Annotated in this window: 14 protein-coding genes, 1 tRNA gene and 1 pseudogene; 5 read left to right on the forward strand and 11 right to left on the reverse strand. The window is 42.3% G+C overall.

Going from position 1 to position 15,490, the window contains the following annotated elements:
• Positions 1-31: 31 nt before the first annotated feature.
• Together GQR42_RS08965 and GQR42_RS08970 are read right to left on the reverse strand one after the other, a co-directional pair.
• Positions 32-727, reverse strand: a complete 696-nt coding sequence (locus GQR42_RS08965; RefSeq protein WP_158199701.1) for a metal ABC transporter ATP-binding protein — start codon at positions 725-727, stop codon at positions 32-34.
• A 10-nt stretch (positions 728-737) separates the two neighbouring features.
• The gene (locus GQR42_RS08970) at positions 738-1,661 is read right to left on the reverse strand and encodes a metal ABC transporter solute-binding protein, Zn/Mn family (protein WP_158199702.1); all 924 of its coding nucleotides are present in this window, start codon (positions 1,659-1,661) and stop codon (positions 738-740) included.
• A gap of 384 nt (positions 1,662-2,045) precedes the next feature.
• Between GQR42_RS08970 and mfd the strand changes: the two genes are divergently transcribed.
• The gene (gene mfd / locus GQR42_RS08975) at positions 2,046-5,528 is read left to right on the forward strand and encodes a transcription-repair coupling factor (protein WP_158199703.1); all 3,483 of its coding nucleotides are present in this window, start codon (positions 2,046-2,048) and stop codon (positions 5,526-5,528) included.
• Between the two features lie 128 nt (positions 5,529-5,656).
• Here mfd and GQR42_RS08980 read toward each other — a convergent pair.
• The 5 genes from GQR42_RS08980 to GQR42_RS09000 form a co-directional block, all read right to left on the reverse strand.
• Positions 5,657-5,743, reverse strand: a tRNA-Ser gene (locus tag GQR42_RS08980).
• A 219-nt stretch (positions 5,744-5,962) separates the two neighbouring features.
• Positions 5,963-7,060, reverse strand: a complete 1,098-nt coding sequence (locus GQR42_RS08985) for a glycosyltransferase family 4 protein (RefSeq protein WP_158199704.1) — start codon at positions 7,058-7,060, stop codon at positions 5,963-5,965.
• Entirely contained in the window at positions 7,060-8,889 is a 1,830-nt protein-coding gene (locus tag GQR42_RS08990; protein WP_158199705.1) for a tetratricopeptide repeat protein, read from the reverse strand. The genes GQR42_RS08985 and GQR42_RS08990 overlap by 1 nt, the downstream gene beginning before the upstream one ends.
• A 280-nt stretch (positions 8,890-9,169) precedes the next feature.
• Complete coding sequence (locus tag GQR42_RS08995; RefSeq protein WP_158199706.1) at positions 9,170-10,006, reverse strand: metallophosphoesterase; 837 nt, start codon at positions 10,004-10,006, stop codon at positions 9,170-9,172.
• 92 nt (positions 10,007-10,098) lie between these two features.
• Entirely contained in the window at positions 10,099-11,334 is a 1,236-nt protein-coding gene (locus tag GQR42_RS09000) for an LL-diaminopimelate aminotransferase (RefSeq protein WP_158199707.1), read from the reverse strand.
• A 156-nt stretch (positions 11,335-11,490) separates the two neighbouring features.
• Here GQR42_RS09000 and GQR42_RS09005 point away from each other — a divergent pair, with 156 nt between their 5' ends.
• Positions 11,491-11,703, forward strand: coding sequence for a DUF2839 domain-containing protein (locus tag GQR42_RS09005; protein WP_002737353.1), 213 nt, complete (start codon positions 11,491-11,493; stop codon positions 11,701-11,703).
• A 30-nt stretch (positions 11,704-11,733) separates the two neighbouring features.
• Here the strand turns inward: GQR42_RS09005 and GQR42_RS09010 are convergent.
• Positions 11,734-11,886: pseudogene (locus GQR42_RS09010) on the reverse strand (NAD-dependent epimerase/dehydratase family protein); the annotation flags it as partial.
• Positions 11,887-11,974: 88 nt separating this feature from the next.
• Here GQR42_RS09010 and GQR42_RS09015 point away from each other — a divergent pair.
• Both GQR42_RS09015 and GQR42_RS09020 read left to right on the forward strand, forming a co-directional pair.
• Entirely contained in the window at positions 11,975-12,421 is a 447-nt protein-coding gene (locus GQR42_RS09015; RefSeq protein WP_158199708.1) for a DUF29 domain-containing protein, read from the forward strand.
• A 124-nt stretch (positions 12,422-12,545) separates the two neighbouring features.
• Complete coding sequence (locus GQR42_RS09020; RefSeq protein ID WP_158199709.1) at positions 12,546-13,013, forward strand: DUF29 domain-containing protein; 468 nt, start codon at positions 12,546-12,548, stop codon at positions 13,011-13,013.
• Here the strand turns inward: GQR42_RS09020 and GQR42_RS09025 are convergent.
• Genes GQR42_RS09025 through GQR42_RS09035 form a run of 3 tightly spaced genes read right to left on the reverse strand, consistent with a single transcriptional unit; the run spans position 13,010 to position 14,598 of the window.
• Positions 13,010-13,798 carry a hypothetical protein gene (locus GQR42_RS09025; protein WP_158199710.1) on the reverse strand — a complete coding sequence of 263 codons (789 nt, stop codon included), beginning with the start codon at positions 13,796-13,798 and terminating at the stop codon, positions 13,010-13,012. The two genes, GQR42_RS09020 and GQR42_RS09025, sit on opposite strands and share 4 nt — an antisense overlap.
• Positions 13,799-13,838: 40 nt before the next feature.
• Positions 13,839-14,000 carry a hypothetical protein gene (locus GQR42_RS09030; RefSeq protein ID WP_158199711.1) on the reverse strand — a complete coding sequence of 54 codons (162 nt, stop codon included), beginning with the start codon at positions 13,998-14,000 and terminating at the stop codon, positions 13,839-13,841.
• A gap of 28 nt (positions 14,001-14,028) precedes the next feature.
• Positions 14,029-14,598 carry a Uma2 family endonuclease gene (locus tag GQR42_RS09035; protein ID WP_158199712.1) on the reverse strand — a complete coding sequence of 190 codons (570 nt, stop codon included), beginning with the start codon at positions 14,596-14,598 and terminating at the stop codon, positions 14,029-14,031.
• A gap of 231 nt (positions 14,599-14,829) precedes the next feature.
• On the opposite strand from GQR42_RS09035, the gene GQR42_RS09040 reads away from it, so the two are divergent.
• On the forward strand, positions 14,830-15,477 hold the full coding sequence (locus GQR42_RS09040) for a hypothetical protein (protein WP_158199713.1): 648 nt from the start codon (positions 14,830-14,832) through the stop codon (positions 15,475-15,477).
• Positions 15,478-15,490: the final 13 nt, after the last annotated feature.

Raw genomic sequence — 15,490 nt, forward strand, 5'->3', positions numbered from 1 at the left:
AGGGTTTTGACAGTAGAAAGGGAGAAACCTTTTAGCAATACACTTGTTCTAACATAGCGGCAGTGAGAGATTTTTGGCCGTGATAATAGAGACGACGATTGAGACAACCGATCGATTTAACATAGGTAGATAGGGTTCCCAGATCATGGGAAATAATTAAAATAGTCATCCACTCATTCAATTCTTGCAACAGGGAAAAAATACTAGCACGCATCTGGGGATCGACACTGGCAGTGGGTTCATCTAAAATCAAGAGACGGGGTTCTACTGCTAAAGCGCGAGCGATATAAACTCGTTGGCGCTGTCCTCCCGAAAGTTCAGCAATCGACCTTTTTTTCAACGCTAACATTCCCACACTATCTAAAGCTTTATCTACCCTTACCTCATCTTTTTTACTATAGCCTTGCCAGAGTTTTTTGCTGCTCAATCTCCCCATTTTCACCACCTCACCCACAGTGATGGGAAATGAGCGATCGCATTCGACAAACTGCGGCACATAACCGACTAATTCCCGACCTTTTTGGACACTTTGCCCCAAAATACTGACTTCTCCGCGCCAAGGTTTAATTAATCCCAGTAAAACCTTTAGGAGGGTAGTTTTTCCTCCTCCATTCGGGCCGATAATTCCCAGAAAATCCAGTTCTTGAATGGTTAAATTAATATCTTCGAGGATGGGTTCCTGTTCGTAGCCGGCCCAGAGATTACTAATGGTAATGATCGTTGACATATACAAACAATTACTGATTTAAAACTGTGGCCATTTTTTGGGAAACTTGTCGCAGGTTTTCACTCCAATTTTCAGCAAAGGCACTAATAGGGATTACCTGTCCCCCAATTTCCCTCGCAATAGTTTCGGCACTTTTTTGGCTAAATTCTGGTTGAGTAAAAATAACTTTTATATTCTCTTTTTTTGCCTGTTGGATTAGTTGACTCAACTGGGCAGCACTGGGTTCATTGCCTTCGATTTGGATTGCAATCATCTCTAAACCGTAATCTTGGGCAAAATAGCCCCATTCGGGATGAAATACCAGAAATTTTTTGTTTTTAATCCCTGCCAAGTTTTGCCGAATTTCTTGATCTAATGCGTCTAACTCCTGACGGAATTTTTCCAAGTTAGCCCGATAGATGGCTGCCTGACCCGGATCGAGTTGTGCTAGGGTTTGATAAATAGTCTCTGCTTGTGCTTTGACTCGTTTTGGGGATAACCAAATATGGGGATCTAGGGTGTTTTTTCCGGCTTGATGTTTTTCTTCCTTGCTGTGATCATGATCGTGATTATGTTCTGCTGTCAAAGGGATTTTATCTACCCCTTGACTGGTATCGACGATTAACATCTGTTGGTTAACACTGTTTAAGCGATCTTTCCAAGCATCTTCTAAGGATACACCGATTTTAAAGTAGGCTTGCGATCGGGCTGTGGTTTTTAATTGTTCGGGTTTTGGTTCATAGGTGTGGGGATCTGTCCCGGGTTGAATCATGGCATTAACACTGACTCTATCACCGCCGATGCGTTTGACGAAATATTCCTGCGGTAAGATACTCACTGTCACCTGTAGGGGTGTCTTTGCTTCCTTTTCCTTGACCGAGGGACCACTACAAGCGGTTAAGCTGGCTATAGTCATTGTTAAAGCAATCGCTGTTAACTGGAAATTTTTACCCATCGGAGTTAACTGAGTCTGATTATGATTCTCATCTTATCACAGTCGGTGAGAATCGTTATCATTCTGAAAATATTGCCAGTATAGATATACTATCTTTGCCATCAATTAAAAAATTTTTTCTTGCCAACCAACGCTTGACATGATATTATATAGATAATGGAAAATCCGTGCGCCTGCGACCCCCTCTGGTCAAGTCAAATAAAGCCCAAAAAAATTAGCCCCAAAAAGTAGTCGCTGAACTGAAAACTCACAACTGATACTCGTTAAGACTGCACCGGAGTGCCAGAGTTGGGAGAGGAAGCCTGAGCATTTGTACTAAAACTCCCAAGAGGCAGTGTAAATTCAGGAGAGCTTAACTAAAAACCGAGCGCCGATCACTAAAAAATGACTTTTGCCTCCGTTATTCGCAACATTGAAAAATCGCCTCTAACTGCCGAACTTATCCAAAAACTGGAGAAAAACGGCAATTTAACCCTAACTGGCCTTGCCCGCTTACCGAAAGGATTAATAAGCACAGCTTTTGCCCGTTGTCAAGGAAAAAATCTTGTAATTATCTGTGCCAATCTAGAAGAAGCGGCACGTTGGGCTGCCCAATTAGAAGCGATGACGTGGAAAGGTGTTTTCTTTTATCCCACCTCGGAAGCTTGCCCCTACGAGACATTTAATCGGGAATCCGAGATGATTTGGGGACAGATGCAGGTATTATCGGCAATCAGTCATCAAGATGCCGGAATTGCGATCGTTACCACCGAAAAGGCCCTGCAGCCCCATTTACCCCCTAGAGAGGTTTTCGAGCAATATAGCGATAATTTTGCGGTAGGAAGGGTTATAGAAGCCAAAAACCTCGATCTAACCCTAGCTAGATTAGGATATGAACGGGTTTCACTGGTAGAAACCGAAGGGCAATGGAGTCGTCGCGGCGATATCGTTGATATTTTCCCAGTTTCGGCAGAATTACCGGTCAGGTTAGAATTTTTCGGCGATGAATTGGAAAAATTGCGAGAATTTGACCCTGCAACCCAAAGATCGCTGGATTCTATCCCCAATCTGCTTCTTACTCCCACTAGCTTTGCGGCGATGATTGCCCCTTCTCTTCCCCCGACAGTGGCCGATTATCTGGGGGCCGAAGAGCGAGAAAAATTGGCTAATGGCATTTATCCAGAGGGAATTGAGCGATTTTTAGGCTTGTCCTTCAGTCAATCTGCTTCTTTATTGGATTATCTCCCTGAAAATAGTCTTATTGCCTTTGATGAACTAGAAAGCTGTCAAGCTAGAAGCGATCGCTGGATAGAATATATTGAGGAACGCTGGCAAGAGATAGAACCAGCTTTACCGAAAATTCACCGTTCTTTTGGCGAATCTCTGCAAATATCGGCCAAATTTACCCATCTCTACCTCTCGGAAATAGACGATCACCTGTCCGAAAATAGCCTTAATCTCTCCAGTCGTCCGATTCCCACCAATGCGGGACAATTCGCCAAACTAGCGGAAATTTTACGGGGAAAAAGAGAGATTTATAGCGGTATTAAAGTAAATAAGTATGCTACATGGTTAATATCTGCCCAACCCTCCCGCACAGTCTCGTTATTACAGGAACACGACTGTCCAGCCCAATTTATCCCCAATCCCCTCGATTTTGGGGCGATCGAGCGCTTAATCATTCAAAACACCGCTACAGCCCTAAAATACTCAGGATTAGCGGAATTAGAAGGTTTTATCCTCCCCACCTATCGCATAGTCGTCGTTACTGATCGAGAGTTCTTCGGACAACATCTTTTAAATACTGCCGGTTACGTCCGCAAACGTCGGCAAGCAGCCTCGGTACAGGTGGACGTGAATAAACTCCGTCCCCTGGATTTTGTAGTACATAAACACCATGGAGTCGGACAGTTTATCAAACTAGAAAAGCAGGAAAGCACAATTGGCGGAGTAGTGCAAGGTCGAGATTATCTAGTTATTAAGTATGCCGATGGATTATTGCGGGTTCCTGCCGATTCTCTTGATAATCTCTCCCGTTATCGTCATACAGGTAGTCAAGCACCCGAATTACATAAAATCTCTGGCAAAGCGTGGGAAGCGACGAAAGCCCGCGTTAGGAAGTCGGTTAAGAAGTTAGCGGTTGATTTAATCAATATTTACGCCCAACGCGCCCAAAAATCGGGTTTTGCCTATCCGATGGATAATCCCTGGCAGCGGGAGTTAGAGGATGCTTTTCCCTACCAACCCACTGCGGATCAACTGAAAGCGATACAGGATGTGAAACGGGATTTAGAAAGCGATCGCCCAATGGATCGCTTAGTCTGTGGGGATGTGGGTTTTGGTAAGACAGAAGTGGCCATTCGTGCTATTTTTAAAGCTGTCACCACGGGTCATAAACAGGTGGCTTTATTAGCACCAACAACGATTTTAACCCAACAACATTATCACACCCTGAAAGAACGTTTTGCTCCCTATCCCATTAATGTGGGTTTATTAAATCGTTTTCGCACCAATTCCGAGAAAAAAGATATCGTCCAGCGCTTGAAAACGGGGGAATTGGATATAGTGGTGGGGACGCAGTTGTTATTGAGTAAAGCGGTGGAGTTTAAAGATTTAGGATTATTGGTAATTGATGAAGAACAGCGTTTTGGGGTCAATCAAAAGGAGAAAATTAAGGCTTTTAAAAGTAATATTGATGTGTTAACTTTGAGTGCGACACCGATTCCCCGGACTCTTTATATGTCCCTTTCTGGGGTGCGAGAAATGAGTTTAATTACCACACCTCCCCCCTCTCGTCGTCCCATCCAAACCCACCTTTCTAGTTATAATTCTGATGTGATTAGAACGGCAATTCGCAATGAATTGGATCGGGGGGGACAGATTTTTTATGTAGTACCCAGAATCGAGGGAATTGAAGAAAAAGCGGCAGCAATTCAAGGGATGATTCCTGGTGCGAGAATTGCCATCGGCCATGGTCGTATGGATGAGTCCGAATTAGAGACCACCATGTTAGCATTTAATAATGGGGAAGCGGATATCTTAGTTTGTACGACTATTGTGGAGTCAGGGTTAGATATTCCCAGAGTTAACACGATTATCATTGAAGATGCCCAAAAATTCGGTTTAGCGCAACTCTATCAACTGCGAGGACGGGTGGGGCGATCGGGAGTACAAGCGCACGCTTGGTTACTTTATCCAGCTAAGGGAGAACTAACAGAAACCGCTCGGGAAAGATTAAAGGCAATTCAAGAATTTACCCAGTTAGGATCGGGGTATCAATTAGCGACTAGGGATCTGGAAATTCGCGGTGCGGGTAACTTATTGGGTGCGGAACAATCGGGACAAATGGAAGCGATCGGTTTTGATCTATATATGGAAATGTTACAGGAAGCTTTGCGGGAAATTCAAGGTCAAGAAATTCCTCAAGTGGAGGATACCCAAATCGATCTGAAATTAACGGCATTTATTCCTAATGATTATATATCCGATCTGGAACAGAAAATGGATGTTTATCGGGCGATCGCTACTGCCAATTCTCAGAAAACTTTAGGACAAATTGCTGCCGATTTAGTCGATAGATACGGGGCAATTCCTTCCCCAGTGGCACAATTATTTAAGGTAATCGAGTTAAAACATCTGGCTAAATCCCTCGGTTTTTCGCGCATTAAACCCGATGGAAAACAGCATATTATCCTAGAAACTCCCATGGAGGAACCAGCTTGGAAATTATTACAAGAACACCTACCCCAACATATACAATCACGCTTTGTTTATAGTCCCAAACAGGTGACGGTTAGGGGTCTAGGATTGGTAAAACCACCACAGCAGTTAGACAGTTTATTGGAGTGGTTAGCTAAGTGTAAAGATGGTTTACCGACGAGGAATTAGACTAAATCCTGTTTAAAAAGTATAGGAGAGTGGGTGATGGGGAAAAGATAATCAATAAGAGTAATCTCCTGACTCCTATACTCTAACTGCTATAAAAAGCACCTCATATCTAGGAGGTGCTTTGGGGACGGAGAGAGAGGGATTCGAACCCTCGTTAAAGTTACCCCTAAACAGCATTTCCAGTGCTGCGCCTTCAACCGCTCGGCCATCTCTCCAATTAAGGTCACGATTATCAATCCTACAGCAAATGCTGCCGATCTGTCAAATTATTTTTCTTTTTCCGACGATGACCGATCAGGTTAGGGACTTGCGCTTTGATAATGTACCTTTTGGGCGAACGCAGTTCGCCCCTACATTGTGGACAAAATCCGTTACTGTAGGGGCGCAAAGCTTGCGCCCTCCGATCGATTGGGATATTATTCCCACGCAAGTCCCTAAGCACATCCTAGATATTGATTTAAGATTGCGGCCGTAGCTAGACCGGTTTTTTGCCAACTAAACTCATTAGCTCGTTTTTTGCCTAGATAACTTAATTTTGACTGTAATTGTCGATCTTGAGCGATAATTTTTAGGGCATCGGCTATGCACTCGACTCGATAGGGATCGATTAAAATTGCCGCTGTTGCCGTAACTTCGGGCAAAGATGACAAATTTGAGGTAATGACGGGTGTACCGCAGGCCATAGCCTCTAAAACGGGCAATCCAAAGCCTTCCCAGAGACTAGGGAAGACTAAAGCAGTGGCTTGACTGATAACTTTGGGTAGGTGATCGTAGGGGATATAATCGAGAAATTTAATGCGATCGCTAACTGCCAATTCTCGCGCTTGTTGTTGTAAATTGGGGGTATAACGGCGATCAAAGCTGCCGGCAATCCAAAGATGATAATCTGTTAAATCTGGGGGCAGTTGGGCAAAAGCGGCGATTAAACGCGGTAAATTTTTATAGGGATTGGGACGACCGAGATAGAGAAAATAGGGATGTTCTGGCTTATTATCTTCCATAGGGTGAAAGTGATAATTATCGTAGGCTAGGGGAATAGAAGTAATTTTATTGGCGGGAATTTGATAATATTCAGTGATATCTTTGGCCGTTGCCTGAGAGTTACAGATAATATGTTTTGCCTGTTGTAATACCTGCGGCACATAATAACGGAAATAGTGGGTTAAGGGGGAAGTAAAACTGGGAAACCGCAGGGGAATTAAATCGTGTACCATGACGACAAAGCGACAGGGAGAATTTATCGGCGCTTCCGGAAGGGGAGAAAAGAGTAAATTCGCCTTTAATTGTCGGTAAATTGACGGTAACTGCCACTGAGTCCAGAGTAAGCGTTTTAAATGACCTTTCGCTCCTCGATCAGGGCCGAGACCTTTGGGGATAGAATAACAGTTAAAGTCGGGATAACTATTAGCTGTTAGTAGGGTTGGTTCTAAATTTTTCAGGTAGGGTAAGAGGTTAAGAATGTAGGTACTGATTCCCGTGGGTTGGGGAAAAAGTACCGAGAGATTAATTAATAGGTTATGCTTTGTATTCACTAATTACCCTGTTGATATTTGCTGAGGATTTCTGAGATATATTGGTAGCCTTCCAGTCCAATAGATTTAATCAGGGAGGAACGTTCCTGACTGAAAGTCTGTTCAAAAGCTGCGATATTTTTGCCACGAATAACCGTTAATAGACTAGCAGCTTGTCGCCATTCTACTGCACCGATTTCGTGGAGCCAATACATTCCTAGAGAACCCATATAAATTGCCTGTTCAAAATTTTTGTCTTGATAGTAAGCTTCGCCTAAATAAGTTAGTAATAAACCTTGCAGATATACATCTCCGTAGTATTTGGCCGATTCCAATCCTTGTAGGAGAATATTAATCGCCTCTTGGGGTCTTTCAAGGACAAGATATGCTAAACCTAAACTGCTACAACAAAGGGATTTACTCTGCCAATCTTGGAGACTTTCCGCTAACTTTAATCCCTGCTGTAAATACTCGATCGAACTTTGATAAATTTCGGGATCATATCTCTCTAACTGTTGCGCTTCCTGTACCTGACTATAACCCAAATTAGCTAAAGCGTTAGCCTGTCCTAAACTATTACCCTGTTGACGACTTAAAATTAAAGCTCTCTGACTTAAATTAATCGCTTCTGTATAGTTTTTCTGGATAGCATTGAGACGAGATAAATGGTTTAAATTAGCTATTTCACAAGCAGAATCCTGTTGTTGACGAGCAATTTCTAAAGCTTGTTGATGACATTCTCTGGCCTGTGGATAGTCGCCACGAATGCGATTAGAATAGGCAATTAAAGTTAAAATTCTCGCCTTTTCTCCCGTGCCTTCCACATAACGCAGAGGAATTGATAAATAATCTAATGCTTCCTTGAGATAACTGCCAGAAAAGGAGGCAAAAATTCCTCCGTATAAAGGAAAATAGTCCCGTTGAGCAAAGGTTCTCAGAATTTGTAAAGCCATCTGAAAACAGCCGCGACTATAGAGGGAATTTTTACTAACTTGCTCGAAACTATTGGTTAACAGCGACCAAATTAAAGCAAAGGTGAGAAAGGTAGAAATGGATAATTTGGCTCCCAGTTTTTCGCTATAGATGCGCTGATCAAAAAAGTTAATTAGTCCTCTTTGGATATATTGAAAAACAATGGCAGTTTCTACCCAATCGGTTAAAGTTAAATCCTGAGTAATAGAATCAAAAGCTTGTTGATTAGCTAAACTTTCTAAGACTCGTTTTAACCAAGAGGGATTAACTTTACTTGCCCAAATTTGCCAGGGAGTCACTCGCTTATTATCATTAGTAAAACCAAGATTGCGATTTTGTTCGTAGAGCCAACTGGTGAGATCATTCGATAAATTTGACCAAGTATTTAACCCCAGATTAATCCCTGTGGCAATTTGCCATAAATCCGCTTCTCCCCGCTGCTGAGAAACTGTCTGTAAATGCTTGGCTAACTGTTGTAATTGTTCTAGGGTTAAAGCATTATTTTGATTGGGATCAATTAAATTTACTAACGTCAGTAAACGATCCTCTTGATCGATTTTCACCAGATTATCGATCGCCGCTGCAGTGAGAGAATTTTGCTGATTGGTTTTTTGATATTTTTCCCATTCACTTTCGATCGTTTCCAAGGCCCGCAAAACCCTAGTTGCTTTAATTTTTGTTTCTAACTGTGAGCGAGTAACGATGATTTTTTCAGTTAAACAACGCTCAAAAATTTCTCCTGTGCCGTTTTTTACTCCCTCGGCCAAAAGGTTATAAACCTGTGATTTAGCTCTAATTTTTCCTTCTAAAGTTAGATTGACAATGCGCTCAATTAGTGCATTATAAGTTTCCTTGAAGTTATCTCTATTTTCTGTCATAAGTGGTTTTTTCAGTTATCAGTAAACAGTAAACAGTGAAAAGACAGTAGGAAACCTCTAAGCTGTACTGAATTTAAACTGCATATTAGAAATTTTAGTACAAATGCTCATGCTTGTTCTCCCTGCTCCCAACTCCGGCACTCCAGTGCAGTCTTAACGAGTAATTTAGATAGTCAACAGCTGATTTAATGCTGCACACTTAAAACTTAAATCTGATCACTGCTCACTGATAACTGATAACTGATCACTGATCACTGATCACTGATCACTGATAACTGATTCAAGACTGACTGCTGTTGACCAAAGTAATTACCGTCACTTCGGGGGGACAAAAAAGACGACCGGGAAAATAGGTTCCTAAGCCGCGATTCACATATAATTGATTTTCCCCGACTCGATGAAATCCCTCGGACCATTGCCAGTATCGGACTACCCTGCTAAACTGCCGAGGAAAGGGGACCCATTGACCATAGGGTTCGGGCAGCGATCGCATAAGTTTCTCTAAAACTATCGGTAGAGAACCGATACCGGGGATAGTCACTTGACCTCCGTGGGTATGACCGGATAACTGCAAATCCACGCGCCAATCTTTTAAAATCATGGCTGTATCGGGATTGTGGGAAAGGACGAGTCTGGGTATATCGGGGGAAATTTGCTCGAGGATTTGCGGTAAAAATTCCCCAGACCAATAATCGGCCAATCCGACGATGGGAAAATTTTCGCCGTAGGGTGTGGCGATTTCATTCCAGAGTACCCGAATTCCCACGCTAGTTAAGGCTGATCTGACCGTTTCCCTTGCTTGCGGAAGATAACTGTCATGATTTCCTAAACAAGCATAAATACCCCCTTGACTTTTGAGAGCTTTCATGCTTTCGACTAGGGCAAAAATTGGACTGGGACTATCGGTAATAAAATCCCCCGTCAGGAAGATGAGATCGGGTTTTTCCTGATTAGTAATGGCGATCGCTTCTTGCAGGACAGCTACAGGCAAATGCTGTGCATCGCAGTGCAGATCTGACCACTGCACTAACTTGATCCCTTGCAGATGTGCCGGTAGGCCAGCAACTGCGATCGTTAATCTTTCTACCTGTAAGGATTCTAACCAAAAGGGTCGCATCGGTGAGCCGTTGTCGGTGAGTAGTTAAGTAGTCTATCAATTCCCGATGGGGTTGTTGGGGGATGCTTCCGCAAACATCCCTCTCTTAACGATTAGCCTTGAAATTTACTGATAATTCTCTCCATAGCGGCCTCGACGTTGGCACGACTATTAAAAGCCGATAGTCGGAAATAACCCTCTCCGGCAGCCCCAAAGCCGGATCCAGGGGTTCCCACCACATTACAGGTATGTAGCAGTTTATCGAAGAAATCCCAACTCGATAGACCCTGGGGCGTTTTTACCCAAACGTAGGGCGCATTTACGCCACCATGGACTTCTAAACCGGCAGCGGTTAATTTTTCTCGGATAATTGTTGCATTTTGTAAATAAAACTTGACAAGTTCTTCTACTTGTGCTTGTCCTTCCGGGGAATAAACCGCCTCGGCCCCCCGTTGGACAATGTAGGAAACGCCGTTAAATTTGGTCGATTGCCGACGATTCCACAGTTTCCAGAGTTGCACATCAGTGCCGTCGGCCGCTTTGGCCGTGAGACTTTGGGGAACCACGGTTAAAGCGCAACGGGTCCCGGTAAAACCGGCATTTTTAGAAAAAGAGCGAAATTCGATCGCACATTGCCGCGCCCCCTCGATTTCGTAGATGGAATGGGGTAAACTGGCATCGGTGATAAAGGCCTCGTAGGCCGCATCAAAAAAGATAATCGCTCCGTTTGCCCTAGCATAATTGACCCAAGCTGTCAAGTGTTCTTTGGTAGCCGTGGCCCCAGTGGGATTGTTGGGAAAACAGAGATAGATTAAATCGACTTTTTCGGTTGGAATCTCGGCAGTAAAGTTATTTTCGGCGGTAATTGGCAGATAAATCAGTCCCTCGTATTCACCGCGGTCGTTGGCCTCTCCCGTGTGTCCGGCCATAACGTTAGTATCGACGTAAACGGGATATACTGGGTCAGTTACGGCGATCGAGTTATTATGCCCAAAAATATCGAGAATATTGCCCGTATCGCACTTAGAACCGTCAGAAATAAAGATTTCATCGGCACTTATATCACAACCGCGAGCCTGAAAATCATGAACGGCGATTTTCTCCCTTAACCAAGCATAACCCTGTTCGGGCCCGTAACCCTTAAAGCTAGAGCGATCGCCCATTTCCTCCACCGCTTTAATCATGGCCTCGCGACAAGCTTGGGGCAAAGGTTCGGTGACATCCCCAATCCCCAGACGGATAATATTAGCATCGGGATTGGCTGCCGCAAAAGCTTGGACTCGTCGGGCAATTTCCGGAAAAAGATAACCCGCTTTTAGTTTTAAGTAATTACTGTTAATGGTTGCCATAATTATTATTCTTGTTTCAGTCGCAACCTTTAATTCTATAATAGTCGGTCATCGGCCGTCAGTTTCGATCGCCCTCCTTCAGGGACTAGGATTGGGTGTGGTCTGTTGTCTTTCGATATACAATCAGAGAAAAACCTCTTAATAACTGACATTAGTATGGGTGAATCAAAACGTCGTCAATCGGCCCTGGGTGATAAATATGGACAGGAAGAAAATATCCTGCCTTGGCTACCGATTACCAAAAGTCAAGCGGCCCAAGCTTACAAGTTAACCACTAGGGGTGCCTGGATTGGTATAGGAGTTTTAGCCGGGGTTTGGGTGGTTATTCGCTTTGTCGGGCCGGCTTTCGGTTGGTGGAATGTCCAATGACTGGTTAAGGCTGCATCAGTTATCAGTTAGCTGAGTATCACTTAATTCTCTGCCATTATTATCGAAAATTGTCTCAAAGCTCTCATTTTTAAGCTTTTCTTTCAGTTGCTCTGGGTCATTGCGATCGCCGTAGATCTGTCGTACTCCGGCAACTGGAGCGGGTTTATTGCCACGAATGAACATCGGATTTTAGCAGGTCAAAAGCCTTATTTTAAAAGGTTTTTACCATTATTCAGCAACCCCTAATTAGTCAACAGAGGAGGTCAAAATTATGACTTTAGCAAAGGTAAAAAATCTGTATGATCAAGATTTTGCTTTGTGGATAGAGAAGACGGTTAAGCAATTAAAATCTGGGGATTTATCTCAGGTTGATTTAGAGAATTTGATCGAGGAGGTGGAATCTTTGGGAAGACGAGACAAAAGGGAACTAAAAAACCGTCTAATTACATTATTTGAACACGCTTTAAAACGCCGTTATCTTCCTTTATCCGACTGTTATCGAGGTTGGGAAGTAACAATTAAACGCTGTCAATCGAAGTTAAAAGATATCCTTAAAGATTCGCCTAGTTTATGCAGTTTTTTAACCGATATTTGTGATGATTGTTATCAGGAAGCGGTGGAGAATATGCGAATTAAATATGATGCTATTTTCCCCGATGTTTGTCCTTTTTCTAAGGATATTGATGGTTTATTAAATCATAAGTTTTGGAAAAGTTAAACTTTGATACTAAATCCGTTGAGTAGAGGCAATAGGCAATAGGGGGAATAAATAATCAGTCTTTAATAACCAGATTTAGTGTGATTTTCAAGGAATAAATTTAAGTTTAACAGGGAGAAAAATTATGACTTTAGCAAAGGTAAAAAATCTTTATGATCAAGATTTTGCTTTGTGGGTAGAGAAGACGGTCAAACAATTAAAATCTGGGGATTTATCTCAAGTTGATTTAGAGAATTTGATCGAGGAGGTGGAATCTTTGGGGAAAAGTCAACGCAAAGCGGTTGATAATTTTTTAACTCGTTTATTAGAACATTTATTAAAACGTTGTTATGTGGTTCTTCCCGATTGTTATCGGGGGTGGGAAATTGAAATTAGAAATTTTCGCAACGATTTAAAGAAGGAATTTAAGTATTCTCCTAGTTTGAAAAGGTTTATGATAGAGATTTTAGAAGAATGTTATCGAGAAGCTTTAGAAGCGGTGAAAGAGGATTATCCAGACTCTAATTTTCCCGATGTTTGTCCTTTTTCTAAGGATATTGATGGCTTATTAAATCAGAAGTTTTGGCAAGATGAAAAATATGCCAGTTCCTAATCCTTGGGGGGAATTGCCATCACTTGATTCTCATTAACCACAACCAATTTACCGCCCAATTTTTCGATATTTTCCTTGGCTAACTTGCGGGTTTCTTCTTCTTTGCTATTCAGCCAGACTAACATCCATGCACCGACTCTAGGGGCGCGACTATCAGGATTAGTTTCTAAAAATTTTACCGTTCCCCTAGCGGATTTTTCGATAAATTCATTACCGGCAATTTTCGCCCAATCGGCGGCCATTTGATTCGAGTTTTTTGCCGCGGGAATATCGCCTAAAAATAATAGTTCATCGACTCCTTTATATAGCCAAAGAAAATAGGCATCAGTAACATCAGGAGTGAGTTTTGATAAACCTTTATTCATAATCTCAATCGTTCTTTCGGGTTTGCCAGCATTCACGGAAGAAGCCACGGACATCATCAAATAGGCGCGGATAAATTTGGGGTCATTTTTGGTGACAATCTCCATAAAATCGGGACTTAAACCGTAACCAGTTTCCCGGCGAGCATCCACATCGCCATAATATTGAATAAACTGCAACATTGACCAATTAGCCAACATATTGCCAAAGCCAAAAGAAGGCATATTTTTTAATAACTGAACCTGAGTATTTTCTAGGCGAGATTCTTGACTATAATTTCTTTCTGATAACTTTTCTTTTGTCAAGGTTTTCACCTTTTCCTGTTGCATTTCGACAATGGCCACCATTAGCCCACCGATAACAGCGACTAAACCAAGAGTTTTAAGTAAGGATAGATTGAGAGATTTTTTTGTATTTAGCATAGCTTTAAAGAAAAGTTGTAACTACCGAGGTCTTGACAAATTAGGAAAAAACCAGAACTTCCCCCTTGAGAACTTGAGTTAAAACTTGTAGGATGTTTTGACCTTGTTTTCTGGTTGTAGAAATTAGAGAACAAATCAGGGTAAAATGCTCCACACCCGGCCAAGAACGGAAACCTCCACTGATTTTTTGACGACACTTCATCTTTAGGAGAAACACTGTAGCATTTAATTTAACAAATATTACCGAGTATGGCAATTAAAGTTAACTCTATTTCTGGAAAGGATTCAATAAAAATACTTTCACCTCGATAATATTTCTGAATAGCTTGATAACTACCATGCAGCGGATGGCGATAAACTTCTAAACATTCTTCCTTGAGATTGACAATCCAAACCTCTTGAATATTTGCCTCCGCATAAAGAGGGATTTTAGTATAGCGATCATAATCGAGGGTAGAATCGGAAACCTCAATAATTAAATAGATATCTTGGGGACAAGGATGGGCCAAAGCATAGAAATCTTCACGAGGTATTAGTAAACTTAAATCTGGTTCTGGTTGAGAATTATTATTTAATCTAATCGGATTTTGTACTCCTAAGAGAATAAGATCGCCAAATTTTCGATAAAATAACTGAGTTAATCGATAAATACCAGCAGCATGACGGGTTCCCATCGGTGACATTTTGATAATTTCTCCTCGAATTAATTCCACTTTTTCATCGGGTTTGATTATTCCCTGGGTTGTCATTTTTTCGTATTCTTCCACCGTAAACTTACGGGTAATCAGTGATAAAGACATTTCAACTAAACTCCTACTTTCTCTTTATTCTATCTGGACAGCCTTCCAACGGGTGAATTATCGGCATCTAAACCATTAATCGGGGGGATAAACTAACTTTTTGGGGACTTACTACTGATTGTTCGGGGAAAATCAGCGGTTGCCATGGTGACAAAACCGCTAAATCTAACGTCTAGAAAGCTGGGGTCGGATCGAAACTGCCCCAAAAAAGCTACTATAGGTCAGTTGTCGATGTTAAAAAAAATAGCCGTTCCCCTCAGGAACATTAAGTCGAGAAGTTTTATGGTTAAGCGAAAACAGCCTTATAGTTTAATTTATCTGCTCACTCTGGCGATCGGTTTAGTGATTGCGATCGCACCTGACGGACAAGCACAAACCCCCGACTCAAACACTCCTGCTAGTGATCCTAACGAATTAAAACCCTTAAATCAAGCCGATAGTGTCCTGAGTCTTCAGGGGGGACAACGTTTAGTGGAAGAAGCGAACGCCGCTATTAATGCCGCTAAATACGATGTCGCTGTGGACAAACTCAATCAAGCGCGCCGGATTTTTAACCAACTATCTAACTATCATCTGCAATTAGCTAATAGTTTCTCAGGAATTGACCCGAAAGTATTCGATTCTCAGCGTCAAAGTGCTTTAAACACCGGACAAATGCGGGATGAAGCCACCTATAAGCTTGCTTTGGTCCATAGGGCGCAAAATCAGCCAGAATTGGCGGTTCCTTTGTTAATTCAGGTGATTCAATCCCAAAACCCCACCAGTGAATTAGGACAAAAAAGCTATCAACAACTCTACGAAATGGGATTTGTCAGCACACCCATCTCTGCACCGACTCCCACCTCCGCAACTCCTAGCAATCCCCCCCCACAGCAGTGAATTTTGTCCCCAT

Origin of the sequence: Microcystis aeruginosa FD4 (genome assembly GCF_009792235.1) — a bacterium.
In the GTDB taxonomy this organism is placed as follows: Bacteria; Cyanobacteriota; Cyanobacteriia; order Cyanobacteriales; family Microcystaceae; genus Microcystis; species Microcystis viridis.